Genomic DNA, 24,869 nt, shown 5'->3' with positions numbered 1-24,869 from the left:
GGGCGCCGTGCAATCAATGCACGGCGCCCTTTTTTGTTGCGGCCCGGTTACATCAATCGATGTACTCGAACAGCTTCACAATTTTCTGAACCCCGGATACGCCCTGCACCAGGTTGGTGGCGCGGGTGGCTTCCTGCTGAGTCAGCAGGCCCATCAGGTAAACGATGCCGTTATCGGTGACGACCTTGATCCGTGAGCCGGGAATCGCACTATCGGTCAGCATCTGCGTCTTGATCTTGGTGGTCAGCAGCGCATCGCTGCTGATTGCCAGGAGCGTGATGGGTTGCAGTACCTGCAGCTCGTTGTGGACCTTTTTGACCCGTTGCACGGTGGAGGCCGCTTGCTCAGCCTGGGCCTTGAGGTCAGTGCGCGGAGTTTGTCCGGCGAGCAGCACCACACCGTTGAAGCTGGTCACGACAATGCGCGACGCGCCGTTGCCCAGATCCGGGCTGGCCTTGGCGACGTTGACGGCGACCTTGGTTTCGATCAACGAGTCATCGATCTTGCTGCCGAACGTACGGGTGCCCTTGTCATCGTTGATCGGTGTGTCGCGGCTCGCGGTGATTACCGAGCTGCAGCCGCTGATGCCGAGGCACAGCGTAAGGGCCAATAGGCTGAGACGGTTAACGGTCATTCTTCACTCCCAAACAGTTGGCTGTCGATCAGATCGCACAGGCAGTGGATCGTCAGCAGGTGGACTTCCTGAATACGTGCGGTGACATTGGCCGGGACGCGGATCTCCACGTCTTCGGGCAACAGCAGCGAGGCCATGCCGCCGCCATCACGGCCGGTCAATGCTACGACAATCATTTCACGATCATGTGCGGCCTGGATCGCTTGAATAATGTTCGCCGAGTTACCACTGGTGGAAATCGCCAGCAGTACATCGCCCGGTTGGCCGAGGGCGCGAATTTGCTTGGAGAAGATTTCGTTGTAGCTGTAGTCGTTGGCGATCGAAGTGATCGTCGAGGTGTCGGTGGTCAGGGCGATGGCCGGCAGGCTCGGGCGCTCACGCTCAAAGCGGTTGAGCAGCTCGGAGGAGAAGTGCTGGGCGTCGCCGGCCGAACCGCCGTTGCCGCACGAAAGCATTTTGCCTTCGTTGAGCAGGGCGTTGACCATGACTTGGCTGGCTTGCTCGATGTGCGGTGCAAGTACGTCCATCGCCTGTTGCTTGGTATCGATACTGGCCTGGAAAAGCTGGCGAATTCGGGATTGCATGTCCATCTGTGTGACCTTAAGTAGCGCGGCTGTTTGGCACAAGAATGTGCAGCCCGCAAAGCAAAGAGCAAAAGTGTGCGGTGAATATGTCCGGCCTGGCCTGAGTGCTGGTCAGCCGTCAAACGCGTTGCGCAGCCAGTTCAGATCGGCGGTTCCGTGCGGGGTGCTTTCTATGGCGACCACATCGAAACGGCAGGGGTAATCGGCCCAGCGACGCTCGCTCAGCAGGAAAAACTGCGCGGCGAGTATCAGCTTTTGACGCTTGCGCCCGTCGATACTGGCGAGCGCGCCACCCCATTGTGCGTGTTTTCTGTAGCGGACTTCGACGAATACTACTGTATCGCCGTCAAGCATGACCAGATCAAGCTCGCCGCGTTTGCACAACCAGTTCTGCGCCACCAGCCGCAGGCCCTGTTGTTGCAAGTGTTTGAGAGCTTGAAGTTCGGCGTCCTTGCCGCTTTGTGCGCTTGACCGCTGGGGCATCAGCGCGGGGTATCGGGCAGGCGTTGAACCTGGCCACTGACGAACTGTGCCCATGGCATCTGGCGTTCGACCCGCTGAGTCGGGGTCATGCCCAGGCTGCCGGAGAGGCCGTCAATGCGAGTGTCCGGCAGTGCCTTGAGCTGACCCAGGCGTGGGGCCAGGCGGTAGGCGTCAACGCCCATTGCGTAGAGCCGGCCCAGGCTGCCGTTAGCCTGTGGCCATTGTGCGGCGACCTGATTGCGCAACGGATCAGTGGTATTGAGCAGCCATGGCGTTTCGCAGAACAGAATGCCGTTCATGTCGAGGTACTGGTTCTTGTCGCCACTGGCGCTAAATACGTGGGAGGTGGCATACACCGGCACATCACCTGCGTACTGGAAGTTCAGGGTCGGCTTGATCTGCTGGGCTTGCTGCGGTGTTACGGCCAGGAAGATGAACTCGATGTCCTGGCGGCGCGATGGCTGCGCGGAAACATCGGTGCCGACGGTGCTTTGCAGGCTCTTGGCGCGACCTTCGCTTTGGCGCAACTGGAACAGATCGGCAATCTGCTGGGCCAAGGCGACCGGCTGGTCAACGTGTTCGACACCGATCACGGTGCCGCCATTGGCTTCCCAGTCCTGGCGGAAGGCCTTGAATACGCGGTCACCCCATTCGCCTTTCGGCACCATGGCGGCTGCGCGGTGCAGGCCGTCGGCGCGGGCACGGCGGGAGACTTCGCGGGCTTCGTCCTCGGCAGCCAGACCGAACTGGAACAGTTGCGCAGGACCTTGGTCACCCTCGCTGTAGTTCAGGGCGAGGGTAGTGATAGGTAATTGCGGGCGAGCATTGAGTTGCTTGACCAGCGGTTTCTCCAGCGGGCCGATCACCAGTTGCACACCGGCAGCCTGGGCCTTGTTGTAGAAATCATCAATGGAGGTCAGGCGCGAGCTGTCGTAGAACTCGATGATCGGTGGTTTTTGCCCGGCTTGCTCAGCCTGGTAGTGCGCAGCCATGAAGCCTTCGCGCAGAGCCTTGGCCACTGCGGCCAGCGGACCTTCCTGGGGCAGCAGCAGGGCGATCTTGTTCAAGGGCTGGCTGGCCAGCTCCTTGAGCTTGATCAGCGGCAGCGGCAGTTGGGTTGCAGCAGGGTGGCCAGGGTTCTGGGCGCGCCATGTGTCGATGGCGGCTTGCTGTTGTTCCAGGGTGCCGGCGCTCTTGACTGCCAGGGCGAGGCTGATCCAGCCGTCGAGCGTTGGGTTATTGGTCGCTTGCAGTTGCTCTGCAGGCAAGGCAGCAATCAAGGTCCAGATGGCTTCATGGTTGCTGCTGGCCGCGTCGCCGCTGAGCAGCGGGGCCATGTCGACACGCTCGCGAGCGGCGGCCAGGGTCTGGCCATCAGCTTCATAAGCGCGTGCATGCACGGTGCCCGTACGGATCTGCTGTTCCGGCGGCAGCTCCTTGAGGTTTTGCAGGCTTGGATGGTTCAGGGCCGTCAACGCCGCCTTGGGCTGGTTGCGGGTCATGGCCAGTTCTGCCGCCAGGGTGCTGGCGAATACCTGTCCCGCAGGCTTGAGGCTATCCAGTGGCACTTGCGCAAGTATCTGCGCGGAACGTCCGGGATTGTTCTGGTGGAAAGCCAGGTCCGCCGCGCTCAGACGCAGCAGCGAGGCTTTTTCAGGCGTCTTGGCCGAAGCGGCCTGTTCGAGCAGCTGCTCGATACTGGCATCCGGAGTCCGTGGGAGGTCGCCAAGGCTGGACGAGGGCGAGCTTGCGCAAGCCGCCAACAGGGCAGCGAGGCAGAGGGCAGAGAACAGCCGCAGACAAGCGATCATGTAAGTGTTCCTGATACCGATCAAATAAGCGTGGAATTGTACCCAAGCACTGGCCGGGGCGCGATGTTACTGGCGTGAAACCGTCTATTTAGATCGTGTAAATATTGCCGGGCACTACCAAAGTCAACAAACAGGCAGGCCGCGAGCGATCCCGGTGGCGCATTTTTTTTGACGTCTACGCGCTACAATGTGGCTTTTGCCAATCATCGAGGTGTGCGCTTTGACTGCTCCAGGTCCTTTGAATTCCACTGCTGGCTCGCTTTTTGTGGTGGCGACGCCCATTGGCAACCTGGACGACATCAGTGCGCGGGCATTGAAAGTGTTGCGTGAAGCCAAACTGATTGCCGCTGAAGATACTCGCCATTCCCTGCGTTTAATGCAGCATTTCGGTATTTCCACACCGCTTGCGGCTTGCCATGAGCACAACGAGCGTGAGGAGGGTAGCCGCTTTATCACCCGACTGCTGGCTGGCGATGATGTGGCGCTGATCTCCGATGCCGGCACGCCGTTGATCTCCGATCCTGGCTACCACCTGGTGCGTCAGGCGCGGGCTGCTGGTATCAATGTAGTGCCTGTTCCGGGAGCGTGCGCGCTGATTGCGGCATTGTCTGCGGCCGGTTTGCCGTCGGACCGCTTCATCTTCGAAGGTTTTCTGCCGGCCAAGGCCGTAGGGCGTCGGGCGCGTCTTGAATTGTTGAAGGAAGAGCCGCGCACCCTGATCTTCTATGAAGCCCCGCACCGCATTCTTGAATGCCTGCAAGACATGGAGCTGGTGTTTGGTGGTGAGCGCCTGGCGTTGCTGGCACGGGAGCTGACCAAAACTTTCGAAACCCTCAAGGGCCTGCCGTTGGAAGCGTTGCGCGCGTTTGTCGAGGGTGACAGTAACCAGCAGCGCGGCGAATGCGTGGTGCTGGTGGCGGGCTGGTCAGCACCGGAAAGCGAAGATGCTGTCGGTAGCGAGGCGATGCGGGTCCTGGATTTGCTGCTTAAAGAGATGCCCCTCAAGCGTGCAGCCGCCCTGGCGGCGGAAATTACCGGCGTGCGCAAGAATGTGCTTTATCAGGCCGCGCTCGATAAGCAGAAGAGTGAATAGTTCCGCCGTTTAACCTGCGATACGTCGGAAGATGATGGCACTGCTGGCTTTAAAGCTTGTTCTGAAGGGCTCGTGCCGTTAATCTTTGCGGCGGAGAGTCGATTGGACAGTCGCTGCCCTCTATGAAAATTAGGGGGGGGAGGAAAGTCCGGGCTCCATAGGGCGAAGTGCCAGGTAATGCCTGGGAGGCGTGAGCCTACGGAAAGTGCCACAGAAAATAACCGCCTAAGCACTTCGGTGCCGGTAAGGGTGAAAAGGTGCGGTAAGAGCGCACCGCACGACTGGCAACAGTTCGTGGCTAGGTAAACCCCACTTGGAGCAAGACCAAATAGGGTTCCAAGGCGTGGCCCGCGCTGGAACCGGGTAGGTTGCTAAAGATGTCCAGTGATGGCCATCGTAGACGAATGACTGTTCAAGACAGAACCCGGCTTATAGATCGACTCTCCACCTTTTTCCCCTCTGTCTGAATCTCGGGCAGAAACCTGGTAGTAACGCAAGAATCCCTCCCTGCCAAATCGTTGGCAGATGCGTCTTCGTAATACCGAAAAAATCTTACTCTTAATAAATTACTTTAACTTCAAGCTCTAGCTCTTTGAGTCACTTGTGGTTGTTGAGTCAAAACCACCTTGGAACTCTCGTTTCTCCTCCTTTTACCTTCCTAAATCTCCGTTCTGTAAGGCTTTTCCTTTAATCCGCGCCTTGACGGTGTGGTGGGCGCATTCCTATAGTGTGCGCAAGTGGCGGAAAGTGGCACAAAGTGGGTTTTTTGAACGTAAAACGCTAAAATTTGGAGAAACGCATCTGTGTTTCGCGGAGCTAACGCTATCAGTCTCGATGCAAAAGGCCGTCTCGCCATGCCGAGCCGGTATCGTGACGAGCTCATTTCGCGAAGTTCCGGACAGTTAATCATCACTATCGATGCCGTTGACCCTTGTTTATGCGTTTACCCACTCGACGAGTGGGAACTGATTGAAACCAAGTTGCGTGCCCTGCCTTCGTTGCGTGAAGAAAACCGCCGTCTGCAGCGTTTGCTGATTGGTAATGCCGTCGACCTTGAGCTCGATGGCAGTGGTCGTTTCCTGGTTCCGCCGCGTCTGCGCGAATACGCCAAGCTGGATAAGCGCGCAATGCTGGTAGGCCAACTGAACAAGTTCCAATTGTGGGACGAAGATGCCTGGGATGCTGTTTCTGCAGCGGACCTGGCTGCTATTCAACAACCGGGCGCCATGCCTGATGAACTGCGTGATTTGATCCTGTGACTATTGATAGCGGCTTTAACCACATCACCGTACTGCTTGACGAAGCCGTCCAGGCTCTCGCCGTACGCCCTGATGGTTGCTATTTAGATGGCACATTCGGGCGTGGCGGGCACAGCCGCTTGATACTCAGCCAGCTCGGTTCCGACGGAAAACTCCTCGGGTTCGACAAAGACCCCCAAGCGATTGCCACCGGGCAAGCGCTAGCGGCCGAAGACGGCCGCTTTGTCGTTGTGCAGCGCAGTTTTGCCGAGCTCGGTGCGGAAGTCGCTGAGCGTGGCATGGCAGGTAAGCTGGCCGGGGTTCTGCTGGACCTGGGCGTGTCTTCTCCACAGCTGGACGACCCTGAGCGCGGCTTCAGCTTCATGAACGACGGCCCGCTGGACATGCGCATGGACCCGACCCGTGGTGTCAGCGCCGCGCAGTTCATCGCCACCGCTCCAGTGGAAGAAATCGCCCGTGTGTTCAAGGAGTACGGTGAAGAGCGTTTCTCCGGTCGCATGGCCCGCGCCGTGGCCGAGCGCCGGGTAATCCAACCGTTCGAACGCACCGCCGACCTGGCCGAAGTGCTGAAAGTCGCCAACCCTGCGTGGGAAAAGGGCAAGAACCCGGCCACCCGCGCTTTCCAGGGGCTGCGTATTCACGTCAACAACGAATTGGGCGATCTGGAGACCGGCCTCGAAGCTGCTCTGGAATCCCTGGAAGTGGGCGGTCGCCTGGTGGTGATCAGCTTCCACTCCCTGGAAGACCGTATCGTCAAGCTGTTCATGCGTCGTCTGGTCAAGGGCGAAAGCGATAACTTGCCGCGCAACCTGCCGGTACGTTTCGAAGCTTTTGTGCCGAAAATAAAAATCCATGGCAAAGCGCAGTTCGCCTCCGAAGCCGAACTCAAGGCCAACCCACGTGCTCGCAGCGCGGTCATGCGCGTCGCGGAGAAGCTGCGGTGAGCAAGCTCTTCGCCAAGCCCCTTCCGGGCGGCAGCTTCTTTATGTTGCTGCTGTTTATCGGCGTGCTGGTGTCCGCGATTGCGGTGTCCTATAGCGCCCACTGGAACCGTCAATTGCTTAACTCCCTGTACGGGGAGTTGAGCGTGCGCGACAAGGCGCAGGCGGAGTGGGGTCGGCTGATTCTTGAGCAAAGCACCTGGACGGCCCACAGCCGGATCGAAGTGCTGGCCGCCGAACAGCTGAAGATGCACATTCCGGGCGCTGCAGAAGTTCGCATGGTGGCGCCATGATGAAACTCGAAGGCGCACTCTTCCCATGGCGTTTCCGTGTGGTGTTGGGTTTGCTGGCACTGATGGTCGGCGCGATTATCTGGCGCATTATCGATCTACAAGTGGTGGATCGCGACTTCCTGATCGGCCAGGGCGATGCCCGCAGCCTGCGTCATATTCCGATTCCTGCGCACCGCGGGCTGATTACCGACCGCAACGGCGAGCCTCTGGCCGTCAGTACGCCGGTGACCACCCTGTGGGCTAACGCCAAGGAACTGCAAGTCGCCAAGGACAAATGGCCGGAACTGGCCATCGCCCTGGGCCAGGACCCGAAAGCCCTGAAGGAACGCCTGGAAGCCCAGGCCAATAAAGAATTCATCTACCTTGTTCGCGGGCTGACCCCTGAGCAAGGTCAGCAGGTGCTCGACCTGAAAATCCCCGGTGTCTATGGCATCGAGGAATTTCGGCGTTTCTACCCGGCCGGTGAAACCACTGCCCATATGGTTGGCTTCACCGACATCGATGACCACGGCCGCGAAGGTGTGGAACTGGCCTACGATGAATGGCTGGCCGGGGTCCCGGGCAAAAGACAGGTCATCAAGGATCGGCGCGGCAGACTGATCAAGGATGTCCAGGTCACCAAAAACGCCAAGGCCGGTAAGCCCTTGGCGTTGTCGATTGACCTGCGCCTGCAATACCTGGCCAACCGCGAGCTGCGTAACGCCATCATCGAGAACGGCGCCAAGGCCGGTAGCCTGGTGATCATGGACGTGAAGACCGGCGAGATCCTCGCCATGGTTAACCAGCCGACCTACAACCCCAACAACCGTCGCAACCTGCAACCGGCGATGATGCGCAACCGCGCCATGATCGACGTGTTTGAGCCGGGTTCGACCATGAAAGCCATCTCCATGAGTGCCGCTCTGGAAACCGGACGCTGGAAACCCAGCGACAAGGTCGAGGTTTATCCGGGCACCCTGCAGTTGGGCAAGTACACCATTCGTGACGTGTCCCGCACCGAAGGTCCGGTACTGGACTTGACCGGAATCCTGATCAACTCCAGTAACGTTGGCATGAGCAAGGTCGCCTTCGATATCGGCGGTGAAGCCATTTACCACCTGGCCCAGAAGGTCGGCCTCGGTCAACCCACCGGCCTGGACTTCCCGGGTGAGCGTGTTGGTAACCTGCCGAACTACCGCGAATGGCGCAAGGCAGAGACCGCCACGCTGTCCTATGGCTACGGATTGTCAGTGACGGCGATCCAGTTGGCCCACGCCTTTGCCGTGCTGGCCAACAACGGCCGCATGGTGCCGCTGAGCCTGATCCATGTCGACGAAGCGCCGAAGGCGACCCAGGTCATCCCGGAAAACGTCGCCAAGACCATACAAGGCATGCTGCAACAAGTGATCGAGGCGCCGCGCGGTGTGTTCCGCGCCCAGGTACCGGCGTATCACGTGGCCGGCAAGTCCGGTACCGCCCGTAAAACTTCGGTCGGCATCAAGGGCTACGCAGAAAATTCTTATCGCTCGTTGTTCGCCGGCTTCGGTCCCATGAGCGACCCGCGCTACGCCATCGTTGTGGTCATCGACGAACCGAGCAAAGCCGGCTACTTCGGTGGCCTGGTCTCGGCACCGGTGTTCAGCAAAGTAATGTCCGGCACCCTGCGCCTGATGAACATCACGCCGGATAACCTGCCGCCTACTCAACAAGCGAACGCCGGACCACCGGCCGCTGCTGTAAAAGCCAATGGAGGGCGCGGCTGATGTCTCTTAGCCTGAACAAAATTTTTGCCCACGCTGGCCGTGATCTGCTGATTCGCGAATTGACTCTGGATAGCCGTAACGTACGTGCCGGCGACCTGTTCCTGGCGGTGCCAGGCGGCAAGCTCGACGGACGCGCCCATATCGCCGACGCCTTGCAGCGTGGTGCGGCAGCAGTGGCCTATGAAGTCGATGGCGCTACCGTACTGCCAATTACCGATGTGCCCATGATTCCGGTCAAGGGCCTGGCGGCGCAGCTGTCGGATATCGCCGGGCGCTTTTATGGCGACCCGAGCCGTACCCTGAACCTGATCGGTGTCACCGGTACCAACGGCAAGACCAGCGTGACCCAATTGGTCGCCCAGGCCCTAGACCTGCTAGGCCAGCACTGCGGCATTGTCGGCACCCTGGGCACTGGTTTTTATGGCGCGCTGCAAAGCGGCCTGCACACCACGCCCAACCCGATTGCCGTCCAGGCGACCCTCGCTGATCTGAAAAAGGCCGGTGCCAAGGCGGTCGCCATGGAAGTATCGTCCCACGGCCTGGATCAGGGCCGGGTCACCGCCTTGGCCTTCGACGTGGCGGTGATGACGAACCTGTCTCGCGATCATCTGGATTACCACGGCACCATGGAGGCTTACGCTGATGCCAAGGCCAAGCTGTTTACCTGGAATGACCTGAAGTGCCGGGTAGTCAATCTGGATGATGAATTCGGTCGGCAGTTGGCAGCACAAAAAAGTGAAGCACGCCTGATCAGCTACAGCCTGGAAGATTCCAGCGCGTACCTTTATTGCCGCGAAGCCCGGTTTGACGACGAAGGTGTGCGCGCCACGCTGGTGACGCCTCAGGGTGAGCACCATTTGCGCAGCACCTTGCTGGGTCGCTTCAACCTGAGCAATGTCCTCGCTGCCATCGGCGCCTTGCTCGGTCTGGATTACGCCCTGGACGAAATCCTGCGAGTACTGCCCAAGCTCGAAGGGCCGATTGGTCGCATGCAGCGCCTCGGTGGCGGCACGCAGCCGTTGGTGGTGGTCGATTACGCTCACACTCCAGATGCCCTGGAAAAAGTCCTGCTGGCCCTGCGCCCCCACGCCAAGGGCAAGTTGCTGTGCCTGTTCGGCTGTGGCGGTGACCGCGATCGCGGCAAGCGCCCATTGATGGCCGAAGTGGTGGAGCGTTTGGCCGATGGTGTGCTCGTCACCGACGATAACCCGCGCAGCGAAGCCCCGAGCCAGATTTTCGACGATATCCGCGAAGGATTTGTCGACGTCGCGAAAGTGACCTTTGTTGCCGGCCGCGGCGCCGCTATTGCCCAACTGATTGCCAGCGCCAGCGCTGACGATGTGGTGGTGCTCGCCGGTAAAGGCCACGAGGACTACCAAGAAATCAACGGCGAACGCCATGCCTTCTCCGATCTGGTAGAAGCCGATCATGCCTTGACTGCGTGGGAGGTGGCCCATGCTTAAAGCGCTCAAATTCAGCGAACTTACCCAGACTTTGTCGGCTCGTGTGCTATCGGCCGATTGCAGCTTTGACGGCGTCAGCATCGACAGCCGGGCGATCAAGCCTGGGCAACTGTTCGTCGCCTTGGCCGGTCCTCGCTTCGACGGCCATGATTATTTGAATGACGTCGCTGCCAAAGGCGCTGTCGGTGCCCTGGTACAACGCGAAGTCGCTGATTCGGTGCTGCCGCAGTTGCTGGTGGCCGACACCCGTCTGGCCTTGGGTCAACTGGGTGACCTGAACCGCGCCGCCTTCGGCAATCCTGTTGCGGCCATTACCGGCTCCAGCGGCAAGACCACCGTCAAGGAACTGTTGGCCGGCATCCTGCGCACGCGCGGGCCAGTACTGGCCACTCGTGGCAACCTGAACAATGATTTCGGCGTCCCGCTGACCCTGCTCGAACTGGCCCCGGAACACACGGCGGCGGTGATCGAGCTAGGGGCTTCGCGCCTTGGCGAAATCGCCTACACCGTGGCCATGACCCGGCCCCATGTCGCCGTGATCAACAATGCGGGCACTGCCCACGTTGGCGAGTTCGGCGGCCCGGAGAAAATCATCGAGGCCAAGGGTGAAATTCTTGAAGGCCTGGACGCTTCTGGCACCGCGGTACTGAACCTTGATGACAAGGCTTTTGAGATCTGGCGTGTACGCGCCGCCGGTCGCAAGGTCTTGAGCTTCTCGGTGCGCAACGCCGCAGCTGATTTCCACGCATCAGGTATCACCGTCGACGCACGGGGCTGCCCGGCTTTCACCTTGCATAGCCCGCAAGGCGATGAACATGTGCAGTTGAATCTGCTGGGCAACCACAACGTCGCCAACGCTCTGGCTGCTGCTGCTGCCGCTTACGTATTGGGCGTCTCGCTGTTCGGTATTGCTACCGGCCTTGGCGCGGTGCAACCGGTCAAGGGTCGCACCGTTGCGCAACTGGCAACTAACGGCATGCGCGTCATTGATGACACCTACAACGCCAACCAGTCTTCGATCTGTGCCGCCATCGACCTGCTGACTGGTTTCGAGGGTCGCAAGGTGCTGGTTCTTGGCGATATCGCCGAACTGGGCGACTGGGCTGAACAAGCTCATCGCGAAGTCGGCGCTTATGCCGCAGGCAAAGTGGATGCCCTGTACGCCGTGGGATCGAACATGGCCTACGCCGTGAACGCCTTCGGGCCGGGCGCGCAGCACTTCGCCACCCAGGCCGAGCTGATCCAGGCGCTGAACGGCGCAGAACAAGACAAACACACCACTATTTTGATCAAGGGATCGCGCAGCGCGGTGATGGAAAACGTCGTCGCGGCCTTGTGTGGCTCAAGTATGGAGAAACATTAATGCTGCTGCTGCTGGCTGAGTATCTGCAACAGTTTCATAAAGGCTTCGCGGTCTTTCAGTACCTGACCCTGCGCGGGATTCTCGGGGTGCTGACCGCGCTGTCGCTGTCGCTGTGCCTGGGCCCCTGGATGATTCGCACCCTGCAAAGCCTGCAGATTGGCCAGTCGGTCCGTAGCGATGGTCCTCAGTCGCACCTGGCCAAGTCCGGTACTCCGACCATGGGTGGCGCGCTGATCCTCTCGTCCATTGGCATCAGCACCCTGCTGTGGGCTGACCTGCATAACCGCTACGTCTGGGTGGTGCTGCTGGTGACCCTGCTGTTTGGCGCCATCGGCTGGGTCGATGACTATCGTAAGGTGATCGAGAAGAACTCCAAGGGGCTGCCAAGCCGCTGGAAGTATTTCTGGCAATCGGTGTTCGGTCTCGGCGCGGCGATCTTCCTTTACATGACCGCGCCAAGCGCGGTGGAAACCACACTGATCCTGCCGATGCTCAAGGACATCAGCATTCCCTTGGGTGCAGGCTTCGTGGTGCTGACCTACTTTGTGATCGTCGGCTCCAGCAACGCAGTCAACCTGACTGACGGCCTCGACGGCCTGGCGATCATGCCGACGGTGATGGTGGGCGGCGCCCTGGGCATCTTCTGCTACCTGTCGGGTAACGTGAAATTTGCTGAATACCTGCTGATCCCATATGTCCCGGGTGCCGGTGAACTGATCGTGTTCTGCGGCGCGCTGATCGGCGCCGGCCTGGGCTTCCTGTGGTTCAACACGTACCCGGCACAAGTGTTCATGGGTGACGTCGGCGCACTGGCGCTGGGCGCTGCACTGGGCACCATCGCTGTGATCGTCCGTCAGGAAATCGTCCTGTTCATCATGGGCGGTGTCTTCGTAATGGAAACCTTGTCGGTAGTGATCCAGGTGGCCTCCTTCAAGTTGACCGGCCGCCGCGTATTTCGCATGGCGCCGATTCACCACCATTTTGAACTCAAGGGCTGGCCTGAGCCGCGTGTGATTGTCCGTTTCTGGATTATTACCGTGATTCTCGTACTGGTCGGCCTTGCCACCCTGAAACTGAGGTAGAACGAGTGTCTCTGATCGCTTCTGACCACTTCCGCATCGTTGTCGGCCTCGGCAAGAGCGGCATGTCCCTGGTTCGCTTCCTGGCGAACCGGGGCACGTCGTTTGCCGTGGCCGATACGCGGGAAAATCCACCGGAGCTGGTCACGCTGCGCCGTGACTACCCGCACGTGGAAGTGCGTTGTGGCGAACTGGATGTCGAGTTTCTCTGCCGTGCCGACGAACTCTACGTGAGCCCCGGCCTGGCGTTGGCGACTCCAGCCCTACAAGCGGCAGCGGCCCGTGGCGTGAAGCTGTCCGGCGATATCGAGTTGTTCGCGCGTAACGCGAAGGCACCGATCGTGGCCATCAGCGGTTCCAACGCCAAGAGCACTGTTACCACCCTCGTCGGCGAAATGGCGGCTGCGGCCGGCAAGCGTGTGGCCGTGGGCGGCAACCTCGGCACCCCGGCGCTGGATCTGCTCAGCGACGACGTTGAGCTGTACGTGATGGAGTTGTCGAGCTTCCAGCTGGAAACCACCGACCAACTGGGCGCCGAAGTGGCCACCGTGTTGAACGTCAGCGAAGACCACATGGACCGCTACAGCGGCCTGCCGGCGTATCACCTGGCCAAGCACCGGATCTTCCGTGGTGCGCGGCAAGTGGTGGTCAACCGCCAGGATGCCCTGAGCCGTCCGCTGATTGGCGAAGGTTTGCCGTGCTGGACCTTTGGTTTGAGCAAGCCGGACTTCAAGGCTTTCGGCCTGCGGGAAGAGAATGGCGAGAAATACCTGGCCTTCGAATTTCAGAACCTGATGCCGGTGCGTGAATTGAAAATCCGTGGCGCCCATAACCAGTCCAATGCCCTGGCGGCGCTGGCCCTGGGCCATGCCGTCGGTTTGCCGTTCGATGCCATGCTCGAAAGCCTGCGCACCTTCACCGGTCTCGAACACCGCTGCCAGTGGGTTCGCGACCTGGATGGCGTGAGCTACTACAACGATTCCAAGGCCACCAACGTCGGTGCCGCACTGGCCGCCATCGAAGGCCTGGGTGCCGATATCGAAGGCAAGCTGGTGCTGATCGCCGGCGGCGACGGCAAGGGTGCTGACTTCAAGGACCTCAAGGCTCCGGTGGCTGCTCATTGCCGCGCCGTCGTCCTGATGGGCCGTGATTCGGACCTGATCGCCACTGCGCTGGGCGACGCGGTGCCACAGGTTCGCGCGCAATCCCTGGATGACGCCATCGCCCAATGCCGAGCCCTTGCTCAGCCGGGTGATGCTGTGTTGCTGTCGCCAGCGTGCGCCAGTTTCGACATGTTCAAGAACTACGAAGAGCGCGGCCAGTTGTTCGCCGGCGCCGTGGAGGCCTTGGCATGACGCTCGATCTGCGCAACATCATCAAGCCATACCCATCGCCGCTCATTACCGGGCGTGGCATTGATCTCGACTTCCCAATGCTCGTCGGGTGCCTGGCATTGCTGGGCCTGGGCCTGGTGATGATCACTTCGGCGTCCTCGGAAGTGGCCGCCGTTCAGTCGGGCAACACCCTGTACCACATGCTCCGCCACCTGATTTACCTGGTGATCGGTTTGGGCGCGTGCATCGTCACCATGATGATCCCCATCGCCACCTGGCAACGCCTGGGCTGGCTGATGCTGATCGGTGCCTTCGGCTTGTTGGTGATGGTGATCGTCCCCGGCATTGGCCGCGAAGTGAACGGTTCGATGCGCTGGATCGGCTTCGGTGCGTTTAACGTGCAGCCGTCGGAAATCGCCAAGGTGTTCGTGGTGATCTACCTTGCCGGCTACCTGGTGCGGCGACAGAAGGAAGTGCGCGAAAGCTGGATGGGCTTCTTCAAGCCCTTCATCGTGCTGCTGCCCATGGCCGGCCTGTTGCTGATGGAACCGGACTTCGGTGCCACCGTGGTGATGATGGGCGCGGCGGCGGCGATGCTGTTCCTGGGTGGAGTGGGCTTGTTCCGCTTTGCCTTGATGGTCGGGCTGGCAGTAGCGGCGGTGACGATCCTGGTTCAGGCGCAACCCTACCGGATGGCCCGTCTGATCACCTTTACCGACCCCTGGTCCGACCAGTTCGGCTCCGGCTACCAGTTGACCCAGGCCTTGATCGCCTTCGGTCGCGGCGAGTGGCTGGGCGTGGGCCTGGGCAACAGCGTGCAGAAGCAGTTCTACCTGCCGGAAGCCCACACCGACTTCGTGTTCTCGGTCTTGGCCGAAGAGCTGGGCGTGGTTGGCTCCCTGGCTACCGTCGCACTGTTCGTCTTCGTCTGCGTGCGGGCCATGTACATCGGTCTGTGGGCCGAGAAAGCCAAACAGTATTTCGCCGCTTATGTGGCGTACGGGCTGGCGTTCCTGTGGATCGGCCAGTTCCTGATCAACATCGGCGTGAACGTCGGCCTGTTGCCAACCAAAGGTTTGACGCTGCCGTTCCTCAGTTACGGAGGTAGTTCGCTGGTAATTTGCTGCGCCTGTCTGGGCTTGCTGCTGCGTATCGAGTGGGAGAGTCGAACCCATTTAGGCAGTGAGGAGATGGAGTTCAGCGAAAGCGACTTTGCCGAGGAGCCGACCCATGGGCGCTAACGTGCTGATCATGGCGGGCGGCACCGGCGGCCACGTGTTTCCGGCGCTGGCCTGTGCCCGTGAATTCCAGTCGCGCGGTTACAGCGTGCATTGGTTGGGGACCCCGCGCGGGATTGAAAATGAATTGGTACCCAATGCTGGGTTACCGCTGCATTTGATCAACGTCACCGGCCTGCGGGGCAAGGGCAAATTGTCCCTGCTCAAGGCGCCGTTTGTGTTGCTCAAGGCCGTATGGCAAGCACGCAAGGTGATCCGTGAGTTGAAACCGGTCTGCGTGTTGGGCTTTGGTGGTTATGTGACGGGGCCTGGTGGTGTCGCGGCCAAGCTCGCTGGCGTGCCGGTGATCGTCCACGAACAGAACGCCGTCGCCGGGACTGCAAACCGTCTGTTGGTGCCGTTGGCTGCTCGGGTCTGCGAAGCGTTCCCCAATACCTTTGCTGCATCGGACAAACGTCGCACCACCGGCAACCCAGTACGTACCGAACTGTTTATGGAAATCTCCCGTCAGGCCCTGGCCGGACGCAAGGTACATCTGCTGATCCTGGGCGGAAGCCTGGGGGCCGAGCCGCTGAATAAATTGCTGCCTGAAGCCCTGTCGCAGCTCCCGGTGGAACTGCGTCCCGAGGTCTTCCATCAGGCGGGCAAGAATCACGATGAAGTGACCGCCGGGCGTTACCGCGATGCAGGTGTCGAGGCCAACGTACAGCCTTTCATCAAAGACATGGCCCAAGCCTATGGCTGGGCCGACCTGGTGGTCTGTCGCGCAGGTGCGTTGACCGTCAGTGAACTGGCTGCCGCCGGTCTGCCGTCCTTGCTGGTGCCTTTGCCCCACGCCATCGATGATCACCAGACCCGCAACGCCGAATATTTGGCCGGGGAGGGCGCTGCCTTCCTGCTGCCGCAAAGAACGACTGGCGCCGCCGAATTGGCCGCACGCCTGACCGAGGTTTTGATGCAACCGGAACGACTCAATAGCATGGCGAGCACCGCAAGCCGCCTGGCCAAACCTGACGCAACCCGCAACGTGGTCGATATCTGCCTGGAGGTGGCCCATGGTTGAGAATCAAAAAGCCATGCCGCAACCGGAAATGCGCCGCATCCGTCGCATCCACTTCGTCGGCATCGGCGGCGTGGGCATGTGCGGGATTGCCGAGGTGCTGTTGAACCTTGGCTATCAGGTGTCCGGTTCCGACCTGAAAACTTCGCCGGTCACTGAGCGCCTGGAGTCTTTCGGTGCGCAGATTTTTATCGGTCACCGTGCCGAAAACGCCACCAATGCTGATGTGCTGGTGGTGTCCAGCGCAGTGAATACTTCCAACCCGGAAGTGGCCGCCGCCCTTGAGCGCCGCATTCCCGTGGTGCCTCGCGCCGAGATGCTGGCCGAGCTGATGCGCTACCGCCACGGCATCGCCGTCGCCGGTACTCACGGCAAGACCACCACCACCAGCTTGATGGCCTCGGTGTTCGCCGCTGGCGGCCTGGACCCGACTTTCGTGATCGGTGGCCGGCTGAATGCAGCAGGCACCAATGCACAGTTGGGTACCAGTCGCTACCTGATTGCCGAAGCCGATGAAAGCGACGCCAGCTTCCTGCACCTGCAGCCGCTGGTAGCCGTGGTCACCAACATCGACGCCGATCACATGGCGACTTACGACGGCGACTTCAACAAGCTGAAGAAAACCTTCGTTGAATTTCTCCACAACCTGCCGTTCTACGGTTTGGCGGTTGTGTGCCTGGACGATCCGGTGGTGCGCGAGATCCTGCCGCTGGTCAAGCGTCCGACCTTGACCTACGGCTTCAGCGAAGACGCCGACGTGCGCGCCATCAATGTTCGCCAGCAAGGCATGCAGACCTTCTTCACCGTGCTGCGCCCTGATCGCGAGCCGCTGGACGTGTCGGTGAACATGCCCGGTAACCACAACGTGCTCAACTCCCTGGCAACCATCTGTATTGCTAGCGACGAGGGTGTCAGCGATGAAGCCATCGTTGAAGGTCTGTCGCGCTTTGAGGGTGTGGGCCGGCGCTTCCAGGTCTACGGCGAGCTGCCTGTGGAAGGCGGCAACGTGATGCTGGTGGACGACTACGGTCACCACCCAACCGAAGTCGCCGCTGTGATCAAGGCCGTGCGTGGTGGCTGGCCGGAACGTCGCCTGGTGATGGTCTACCAGCCGCACCGTTACAGCCGTACCCGCGACCTGTACGACGACTTCGTCAATGTATTGGCCGATGCCAACGTACTGCTGCTGATGGAAGTCTATCCGGCCGGTGAAGAACCGATCCCTGGTGCCGACAGCCGCAAGCTGTGCAACAGCATTCGTCAGCGCGGACAACTGGACCCGATCTACATTGAGCGCGGTGTCGACCTGGCGCCTATCGTCAAGCCGTTGCTGCGTGCTGGCGACATCCTGCTGTGCCAGGGCGCCGGTGATATCGGCGGCCTTGCCCCTAAATTGCTTGCCAGTCCGCTGTTTGCCGGTGCCGTGGCCGCGCCACAGGGGAAGTCGAAATGACCACTGACTACGGCTCCCTGTTCTCCACCATCAAACCTGCGGACTTTGGTCGTGTGGCTGTGCTGTTCGGCGGCAAGAGCGCTGAGCGTGAAGTGTCCCTCAAGTCTGGCAATGCTGTGCTGGAGGCGCTGCTCAGTGCTGGCGTGAACGCGTTCGGTATCGACGTGGGCGACGACTTCCTGTCGCGCCTGCAAGCCGAAAAGATCGACCGCGCCTTCATCATTCTTCACGGCCGTGGCGGTGAAGACGGCAGCATGCAGGGCCTGCTGGAGTGCCTGGGTATTCCTTATACCGGCAGCGGTATCCTTGCTTCGGCGCTGGCCATGGACAAGCTGCGCACCAAGCAGGTGTGGCACAGCCTGGGCATTCCGACGCCGCGTCACAGTGTTCTGCGTAGTGAAGAAGATTGTATTTGTGCAGCCAAGGAACTGGGCTTGCCTTTGATCGTCAAACCAGCCCATGAAGGCTCCAGTATCGGCATGGCTAAAGTGAACTCAGCCGCCGAATTGATTGACGCATGGAAAGCGGCCAGTACCTACGACTCGCAAGTGTTGGTGGAACAGTGGATCTGCGGTCCCGAATTCACCATCGCGACTCTTCGTGACCAGGTATTGCCGCCTATCGCATTGGGCACGCCCCACACCTTTTATGACTACGACGCCAAGTACCTGGCTTCCGATACCCAGTACCGGATTCCGTGTGGCCTCGATGCAACCAAGGAACAGCAATTGATGGACCTCACGGCGAAAGCCTGTGAGGCGCTGGGTATCGCCGGTTGGGCGCGGGCAGACGTGATGCAGGATGACCAAGGGAACTTCTGGTTCCTCGAAGTCAATACCGCACCAGGGATGACCGATCACAGTCTGGTACCCATGGCAGCTCGTGCGGCCGGATTGGATTTCCAGCAGTTGGTGCTGGCCATTCTGGCCGCCAGTGTCGCCAGTAACGAAGAGCCGAGAGATTAAGACCATGCAAGGCGCATCGCTTCGACATCAGCAACCCGCTCCCGGCCGCAAGCCGGTGCCGCGTGGTGCCAGCCGAATGGTGGCTAAAGAGCCGATGTCGGCGCGCCTGCCGAAAGCCAACTTTGGTTTTCTCAAGGCCCTGTTCTGGCCGGTGCTGTTGGTGGCGTTGGGTTTCGGTACTTATGAAGGTGCCCAGCGTCTGCTGCCTTACGCCGACCGGCCGATCACCAAGATCAGTGTGCAGGGCGACTTGAGCTACATCAGCCCTCAGGCGGTACAGCAGCGGATTGCGCCCTATGTGAGCGCGAGTTTCTTCACGATCGACCTGGCTGGCATGCGTGCGGAGCTAGAGCAAATGCCCTGGATTGCCCACGCCGAAGTGCGTCGAGTGTGGCCGGACCAAGTGACGATTCGCCTGGAAGAGCAACTGCCGGTGGCCCGTTGGGGCGAAGAAGCGCTGTTGAATAATCAGGGCCAGGCTTTTAATCCGCGCGAACTGGCCAATTACGAGCACCTGCCGAAGCTGCTCGGGCCACAACGGGCGCAACAACAAGTGATGCAGCAGTACCAGGCCTTGAGCCAGATGCTGCGGCCACTGGGTTTCTCCATTGCGCGACTGGAATTGCGCGAGCGGGGCAGCTGGTTTTTGACCACCGGGGCAGGCAGTTCCGGCCCGGGCATCGAGTTGTTACTGGGACGTGACCACTTGGTGGAGAAGATGCGCCGTTTTATCGCCATCTATGACAAGACGCTGAAAGAACAGATTACGAACATTGCGAGCATCGACCTGCGTTACGCCAACGGCCTTGCCGTTGGCTGGCGTGAACCGGCTGCGCCCACGTCAGCGCAGCCCGCTGTCGCGAAGAATTAAGAAGAGGCAGGACCCATGGCAAACGTGCAAAGCGGCAAAATGATCGTCGGTCTCGATATCGGCACCTCCAAGGTGGTGGCGCTGGTAGGCGAGGTTGCGGACGACGGCACGCTGGAAATCGTCGGAATCGGCACGCATCCGTCCCGTGGCCTGAAGAAGGGCGTGGTGGTCAACATCGAGTCCACCGTGCAATCGATCCAGCGCGCCATCGAAGAAGCGCAGTTGATGGCCGGCTGCCGAATTCACTCGGCGTTCGTCGGTGTTGCCGGCAACCACATCCGCAGCCTGAACTCCCACGGCATCGTGGCGATTCGCGACCGTGAAGTCAGCGCTGCCGACCTGGAACGGGTACTTGACGCGGCCCAGGCCGTGGCGATCCCGGCCGACCAGCGGGTGCTGCACACCCTGCCGCAAGACTATGTGATCGACAACCAGGAAGGTGTTCGCGAGCCCCTGGGCATGTCGGGCGTACGTCTGGAAGCCAAGGTCCACGTAGTCACCTGCGCCGTAAACGCTGCACAGAACATTGAAAAGTGCGTGCGCCGCTGCGGCCTGGAAATCGACGACATCATTCTCGAGCAACTGGCCTCCGCGTATTCGGTCCTGACTGACGACGAAAAAGAACTGGGCGTATGTCTGGTGGACATCGGCGGCGGCACCACCGACATCGCGATCTTTACCGAGGGTGCGATCCGTCACACCGCCGTGATCCCGATTGCCGGTGACCAGGTGACCAACGACATCGCCATGGCGTTGCGCACACCGACCCAGTACGCCGAAGAAATCAAGATCCGTTACGCCTGCGCCCTGGCCAAGCTGGCCGGCGCTGGTGAAACCATCAAGGTGCCGAGTGTTGGCGACCGTCCGCCGCGCGAACTGTCGCGCCAGGCGTTGGCCGAAGTGGTCGAGCCGCGCTACGACGAGCTGTTCACCTTGATTCAGGCTGAACTGCGCCGCAGCGGCTATGAAGATTTGATCCCGGCCGGCATCGTGCTGACCGGTGGCACCTCGAAGATGGAAGGCGCGGTGGAACTTGCCGAAGAAATCTTCCATATGCCAGTGCGCCTGGGCGTTCCCCATGGCGTCAAGGGCCTGGGCGACGTGGTGCGCAACCCTATTTACTCCACCGGTGTGGGCTTGCTGTTGTACGGGCTGCAAAAGCAGACCGACGGCATTTCCCTGTCGGGCCTTGGCAGCCGCGAAAGCTACAGCAACGACGAGCCGAAAACGCCGTTGTTCGAGCGCCTGCAAGCCTGGGTGAAAGGTAACTTCTAGATTTACCGTGACACCGTTTCACTGTTGTAGATGCATCGATGCAAGCAGTAGGCGAAAAAACTAGAGAAATGAAAGGAGAGGGAACATGTTCGAACTCGTAGACAACATCCCGCAAAGCCCGGTCATCAAAGTGATCGGTGTTGGCGGTGGCGGCGGCAACGCAGTCAACCATATGGTCAAGAGCAACATTGAAGGCGTCGAGTTCATCTGCGCCAACACTGATGCCCAGGCGCTGAAAAGCATCGGCGCACGCACCATCCTGCAATTGGGCACAGGCGTGACCAAGGGCCTGGGCGCTGGCGCTAATCCGGAAGTCGGCCGTCAAGCCGCCCTGGAAGACCGTGAGCGTATTGCCGAAGTGCTGCAGGGCACCAACATGGTGTTCATCACCACTGGCATGGGCGGCGGTACCGGTACCGGTGCTGCACCGATCATTGCCGAAGTGGCCAAGGAAATGGGCATTCTGACTGTCGCAGTTGTGACACGTCCGTTCCCGTTCGAAGGTCGCAAACGCATGCAGATCGCCGATGAAGGCATCCGTCTGCTGTCCGAAAGCGTCGACTCGTTGATCACTATCCCCAACGAGAAGCTGCTGACCATCCTCGGTAAGGACGCCAGCTTGCTGTCGGCTTTCGCCAAGGCCGATGACGTACTGGCGGGTGCCGTTCGCGGTATCTCCGACATCATCAAGCGTCCGGGCATGATCAACGTCGACTTTGCCGACGTACGTACCGTGATGAGCGAAATGGGCATGGCGATGATGGGCACTGGCTGCGCCAGCGGTCCGAACCGTGCACGTGAAGCTACTGAAGCGGCCATCCGCAACCCATTGTTGGAAGACGTGAACCTGCAAGGCGCACGCGGCATCCTGGTGAACATCACCGCCGGTCCTGACCTGTCCCTGGGTGAGTACTCCGACGTGGGTAGCATCATCGAAGCCTTCGCTTCCGAGCACGCCATGGTCAAGGTCGGTACCGTTATCGATCCAGACATGCGCGATGAACTGCACGTGACCGTAGTTGCTACCGGCCTGGGTGCAAAAATCGAGAAGCCTGTGAAGGTTATCGACAATACCGTTCATACCGGCCACAACAGCCAGTCGGCTGCCGCTTCTGCGCCTTCGCGCCAGGAACTGCCGTCGGTGAACTACCGTGACCTGGATCGTCCGACCGTGATGCGCAACCAGGCTCAGGCCGGGGCTGCGGCGTCGACTCGCTTGAATCCGCAAGATGATCTGGACTACCTGGACATCCCGGCTTTCCTGCGTCGTCAGGCCGATTAATGGAATGTATCAGGGCTATGAAGGTGATTGGTGTTCAGCAAAGGTCTGGTCTGCTATTATCGCCAGCCTTTGTTGATACCAGTTCGCAATTTGCGCTGAAGCGGTCCAAGCCATGATTAAACAACGCACCCTGAAAAATATTATCCGTGCCACAGGTGTAGGTCTGCACTCCGGGGAGAAGGTATACCTGACCCTCAAGCCTGCGCCTGTCGACACCGGCATCGTGTTTGTTCGTGCCGACCTGGACCCTGTCGTGCAGATTCCTGCTCGCGCGGAAAACGTTGGCGAAACCACTATGTCGACCACATTGGTCAACGGTGACGTCAAAGTAGACACGGTGGAGCACTTGCTCTCGGCCATGGCTGGCCTGGGCATCGATAACGCCTACGTCGAGCTCTCCGCGTCCGAAGTCCCAATCATGGATGGCAGCGCTGGACCCTTCGTATTCTTGATTCAATCTGCCGGCCTGGAAGAACAGGACGCAGCCAAGAAGTTCATTCGCATTCTGCGGGAAGTGACAGTAGAAGACGGCGACAAACGCGCCACCTTCGTCCCGTTCGAAGGCTTTAAAGTGAGCTTTGAGATCGATTTCGATCACCCGGTATTCCGTGACCGCACCCAAAGTGCAAGCGTGGATTTTTCCAGCACTTCGTTCGTAAAAGAAGTCAGCCGCGCCCGTACCTTTGGTTTTATGAGTGACATCGAGTACCTGCGCAAGCACAACCTCGCACTCGGCGGCAGCGTTGAAAACGCCATTGTGGTCGACGCGGATGGTGTACTGAACGAAGACGGTCTTCGTTATGAAGACGAATTTGTGAAGCACAAGATCCTCGATGCAATCGGTGACCTCTACCTGCTGGGCAATAGCCTGATAGGCGAGTTCAAAGGCTTCAAGTCGGGCCATGCACTGAACAACCAGCTCCTGCGCAAGTTGATTGAGCAGAAAGACGCTTGGGAAGTCGTGACCTTCGAAGATGCCAGCACCGCACCGATCTCTTACATGCGTCCCGTTGCGGCGGTGTAAGTAACAACTCTCTTTCCTTTTGTTTTTAAAGGCTGCCTGCGGGTGGCCTTTTTTTACGCCTGCGAATCGGCCTCGACGATACGGTTGCGACCGCCGTGCTTGGCCTCATAGAGGGCGCGGTCGGCACTGAGCAGCAGTTCTTCCAGCGACGCTGCGCTCCTTTTGTTCCAAGTGCTGAGGCCGATGCTCACGGTTATCGGCTGGGTATCTGCGGCCAACCGTGGCAAATACTCGATGCTGCTGCGGATATGCTCAGCGATCACCCCTGCACCACTGCTGTCGGTGTGGGGCAGAATCACTGCAAATTCCTCACCACCATAGCGGGCGGCCAAGTCGGCTGGGCGCCGGATGTTGCTGTCGATCACCTGTGCCACGGTGCGCAAGGCTTCATCGCCACCTTGATGGCCATGACGGTCGTTGAACGCCTTGAAGTGGTCGACGTCGATCATCAGCAACGCCAGGGGTTCGTTGGAGCGTTGCGCGCGCTCCCATTCCAGGCGCAGGCGCTGGTCAAGCGTGCGGCGGTTGGCCAGGCCGGTGAGGGCATCGGTGGCTGCCAGTTCTGACAGTACGCCTTCGGCGCGGTATCGCCGACGCAGTTCCATGCACAGCATCCAGGTCAGCCAGAGCAAGCCGAGACATAGCACGCCAGTTGCGCTGCTGATCAACAGCGCGGCACGTTTCCAGGGGGCGAAGATTTCATCGGACGACAACGCGACGGCGACGATCAGCGGCAAGGTGCCGACATTGGAGAAGGTATAGAGGCGCGGGTGGCGGTCGACGCTGGAGATGCCGGTGAAGCTGCCGTTACGTTCGCGCAATATGCGGGCAACGTTCGGTCGCGCGCTGAGGTCCTTGTCGATCATGTCCTGTTCCAGCAACGGCTGTTGAGCCAACAGAATGCCCTGATGATTGATCAGGTTGATGGTGCTGTTGCTGCCAATATTGAGGCTGTTGAACAACTGGGCGAAGTACGACAGGCGCATGGAGGCTACCGCCACCCCGAGGAATCGCCCGTCCGAGGCGGACACCCGGCGACTGAAGGCGATGCGCCATTTGTCCTCGCACACACTGCAGGCCATAAAGGGGCGACTGATAAACAGCCCGCTGTCGGGATTCTGCTGGTGAGTCTGGAAATAGTCTCGGTCGGCGAAGTTGCCGGGCATGGGTGCCAGCAACGAAGAGTCGGCGATCACCTCGCCAGCCTTGTCCAGCAACAGGATGTCGCCCTTGTACGGGGCTGCCGCTGACCGGTCGAACAGTACCAAATGGCGGATGTTCGCCGACACATCCTGCAAGTCGCTGCGTTCGGTGGCGGCAATCAGGCCTTTGAGGGACATGTCGTAGAGTTCGACGTTACGCAGCACGTCGGCGTCGATCAGTTGAGTAATGTTGCTCGCTGTGCGCTTGGCCGCCTGCAGGGCGTTGGCGTGTTCGCGAATCAGCAGGATGGTGACGATGGCCACAATCAGCAGGACCGTGAGGCCGCTGCCCAGGATCAACAGGAACTCCGGGCGGCGGCTAGGACGTGGCAGACGGGCAATGCTTGGGCTCATCAGGCGTACTTCTGCTTCGAGGATGCCTTTAGCGTAGTTCCTGATACAGGCCTCTGTGTGATCGTT

22 protein-coding genes and 1 other RNA gene are annotated in these 24,869 nt (G+C 60.1%); 18 read left to right on the top strand and 5 right to left on the bottom strand.

Annotation, left to right across the window (positions count from 1 at the left end; all coding sequences use genetic code 11):
* Positions 1-52: 52 nt before the first annotated feature.
* The 4 genes from ACZRJ6_RS03935 to ACZRJ6_RS03920 all read right to left on the bottom strand — a co-directional run bounded on the left by ACZRJ6_RS03935 (position 53) and on the right by ACZRJ6_RS03920 (position 3,512).
* Complete coding sequence (locus tag ACZRJ6_RS03935; protein ID WP_149410924.1) at positions 53-634, bottom strand: BON domain-containing protein; 582 nt, start codon at positions 632-634, stop codon at positions 53-55.
* Complete coding sequence (locus ACZRJ6_RS03930) at positions 631-1,224, bottom strand: phosphoheptose isomerase (RefSeq protein WP_133099833.1); 594 nt, start codon at positions 1,222-1,224, stop codon at positions 631-633. The genes ACZRJ6_RS03935 and ACZRJ6_RS03930 overlap by 4 nt, the downstream gene beginning before the upstream one ends.
* A 105-nt stretch (positions 1,225-1,329) precedes the next feature.
* Positions 1,330-1,701, bottom strand: a complete 372-nt coding sequence (locus ACZRJ6_RS03925; RefSeq protein WP_133099832.1) for a YraN family protein — start codon at positions 1,699-1,701, stop codon at positions 1,330-1,332.
* A complete protein-coding gene (locus tag ACZRJ6_RS03920) occupies positions 1,701-3,512 on the bottom strand; it encodes a penicillin-binding protein activator (RefSeq protein WP_463967151.1) in 1,812 nt (603 codons plus the stop codon). The genes ACZRJ6_RS03925 and ACZRJ6_RS03920 overlap by 1 nt, the downstream gene beginning before the upstream one ends.
* A 187-nt stretch (positions 3,513-3,699) precedes the next feature.
* On the opposite strand from ACZRJ6_RS03920, the gene rsmI reads away from it, so the two are divergent.
* The 18 genes from rsmI (at position 3,700) to lpxC (ending at position 23,247) form a co-directional block, all read left to right on the top strand.
* Positions 3,700-4,605 carry a 16S rRNA (cytidine(1402)-2'-O)-methyltransferase gene (gene rsmI, locus ACZRJ6_RS03915; RefSeq protein ID WP_178114381.1) on the top strand — a complete coding sequence of 302 codons (906 nt, stop codon included), beginning with the start codon at positions 3,700-3,702 and terminating at the stop codon, positions 4,603-4,605.
* 94 nt (positions 4,606-4,699) lie between these two features.
* An RNA gene (gene rnpB / locus ACZRJ6_RS03910) (RNase P RNA component class A) lies at positions 4,700-5,053 on the top strand.
* Positions 5,054-5,408: 355 nt separating this feature from the next.
* Positions 5,409-5,864, top strand: a complete 456-nt coding sequence (gene mraZ, locus ACZRJ6_RS03905) for a division/cell wall cluster transcriptional repressor MraZ (RefSeq protein ID WP_003171868.1) — start codon at positions 5,409-5,411, stop codon at positions 5,862-5,864.
* Entirely contained in the window at positions 5,861-6,808 is a 948-nt protein-coding gene (gene rsmH, locus ACZRJ6_RS03900) for a 16S rRNA (cytosine(1402)-N(4))-methyltransferase RsmH (protein ID WP_463967150.1), read from the top strand. The genes mraZ and rsmH overlap by 4 nt, the downstream gene beginning before the upstream one ends.
* Positions 6,805-7,098 (top strand): cell division protein FtsL, encoded by a 294-nt coding sequence (ftsL, locus tag ACZRJ6_RS03895; protein WP_463967149.1) that lies wholly within the window; start codon positions 6,805-6,807, stop codon positions 7,096-7,098. Before rsmH ends, ftsL begins: the two co-directional genes overlap by 4 nt.
* The gene (locus ACZRJ6_RS03890) at positions 7,098-8,840 is read left to right on the top strand and encodes a peptidoglycan D,D-transpeptidase FtsI family protein (protein WP_463967415.1); all 1,743 of its coding nucleotides are present in this window, start codon (positions 7,098-7,100) and stop codon (positions 8,838-8,840) included. The genes ftsL and ACZRJ6_RS03890 overlap by 1 nt, the downstream gene beginning before the upstream one ends.
* Positions 8,840-10,303, top strand: a complete 1,464-nt coding sequence (locus ACZRJ6_RS03885; RefSeq protein ID WP_463967148.1) for a UDP-N-acetylmuramoyl-L-alanyl-D-glutamate--2,6-diaminopimelate ligase — start codon at positions 8,840-8,842, stop codon at positions 10,301-10,303. The genes ACZRJ6_RS03890 and ACZRJ6_RS03885 overlap by 1 nt, the downstream gene beginning before the upstream one ends.
* Entirely contained in the window at positions 10,296-11,666 is a 1,371-nt protein-coding gene (locus ACZRJ6_RS03880) for a UDP-N-acetylmuramoyl-tripeptide--D-alanyl-D-alanine ligase (protein WP_463967147.1), read from the top strand. The genes ACZRJ6_RS03885 and ACZRJ6_RS03880 overlap by 8 nt, the downstream gene beginning before the upstream one ends.
* Positions 11,666-12,748, top strand: a complete 1,083-nt coding sequence (mraY, locus tag ACZRJ6_RS03875; RefSeq protein WP_133099825.1) for a phospho-N-acetylmuramoyl-pentapeptide-transferase — start codon at positions 11,666-11,668, stop codon at positions 12,746-12,748. Before ACZRJ6_RS03880 ends, mraY begins: the two co-directional genes overlap by 1 nt.
* Positions 12,749-12,753: 5 nt before the next feature.
* Positions 12,754-14,100 (top strand): UDP-N-acetylmuramoyl-L-alanine--D-glutamate ligase, encoded by a 1,347-nt coding sequence (gene murD, locus ACZRJ6_RS03870; protein ID WP_463967146.1) that lies wholly within the window; start codon positions 12,754-12,756, stop codon positions 14,098-14,100.
* On the top strand, positions 14,097-15,320 hold the full coding sequence (gene ftsW, locus ACZRJ6_RS03865; RefSeq protein WP_149410930.1) for a putative lipid II flippase FtsW: 1,224 nt from the start codon (positions 14,097-14,099) through the stop codon (positions 15,318-15,320). Before murD ends, ftsW begins: the two co-directional genes overlap by 4 nt.
* Complete coding sequence (gene murG / locus ACZRJ6_RS03860) at positions 15,310-16,380, top strand: undecaprenyldiphospho-muramoylpentapeptide beta-N-acetylglucosaminyltransferase (RefSeq protein WP_149410931.1); 1,071 nt, start codon at positions 15,310-15,312, stop codon at positions 16,378-16,380. Before ftsW ends, murG begins: the two co-directional genes overlap by 11 nt.
* On the top strand, positions 16,373-17,830 hold the full coding sequence (gene murC, locus ACZRJ6_RS03855; RefSeq protein ID WP_463967145.1) for a UDP-N-acetylmuramate--L-alanine ligase: 1,458 nt from the start codon (positions 16,373-16,375) through the stop codon (positions 17,828-17,830). The genes murG and murC overlap by 8 nt, the downstream gene beginning before the upstream one ends.
* Positions 17,827-18,795: a D-alanine--D-alanine ligase gene (locus ACZRJ6_RS03850; RefSeq protein WP_463967144.1), complete on the top strand. Its 969-nt coding sequence runs from the start codon at positions 17,827-17,829 to the stop codon at positions 18,793-18,795. Before murC ends, ACZRJ6_RS03850 begins: the two co-directional genes overlap by 4 nt.
* Positions 18,796-18,799: 4 nt before the next feature.
* A complete protein-coding gene (locus tag ACZRJ6_RS03845) occupies positions 18,800-19,666 on the top strand; it encodes a cell division protein FtsQ/DivIB (protein ID WP_463967143.1) in 867 nt (288 codons plus the stop codon).
* A gap of 15 nt (positions 19,667-19,681) precedes the next feature.
* Positions 19,682-20,941 (top strand): cell division protein FtsA, encoded by a 1,260-nt coding sequence (gene ftsA, locus ACZRJ6_RS03840; RefSeq protein WP_463967142.1) that lies wholly within the window; start codon positions 19,682-19,684, stop codon positions 20,939-20,941.
* Between the two features lie 85 nt (positions 20,942-21,026).
* Positions 21,027-22,223: a cell division protein FtsZ gene (ftsZ, locus tag ACZRJ6_RS03835; protein WP_350612488.1), complete on the top strand. Its 1,197-nt coding sequence runs from the start codon at positions 21,027-21,029 to the stop codon at positions 22,221-22,223.
* 112 nt (positions 22,224-22,335) lie between these two features.
* Positions 22,336-23,247: a UDP-3-O-acyl-N-acetylglucosamine deacetylase gene (gene lpxC / locus ACZRJ6_RS03830; protein WP_029297841.1), complete on the top strand. Its 912-nt coding sequence runs from the start codon at positions 22,336-22,338 to the stop codon at positions 23,245-23,247.
* Between the two features lie 53 nt (positions 23,248-23,300).
* Here lpxC and ACZRJ6_RS03825 read toward each other — a convergent pair whose 3' ends face one another.
* Positions 23,301-24,803, bottom strand: a complete 1,503-nt coding sequence (locus ACZRJ6_RS03825) for a diguanylate cyclase (RefSeq protein WP_463967141.1) — start codon at positions 24,801-24,803, stop codon at positions 23,301-23,303.
* Positions 24,804-24,869 lie beyond the last annotated feature (66 nt).

It is taken from the genome of Pseudomonas sp. C321 (genome assembly GCF_055407105.1).
This window is presented reverse-complemented; position numbering and strand designations above follow the sequence as displayed.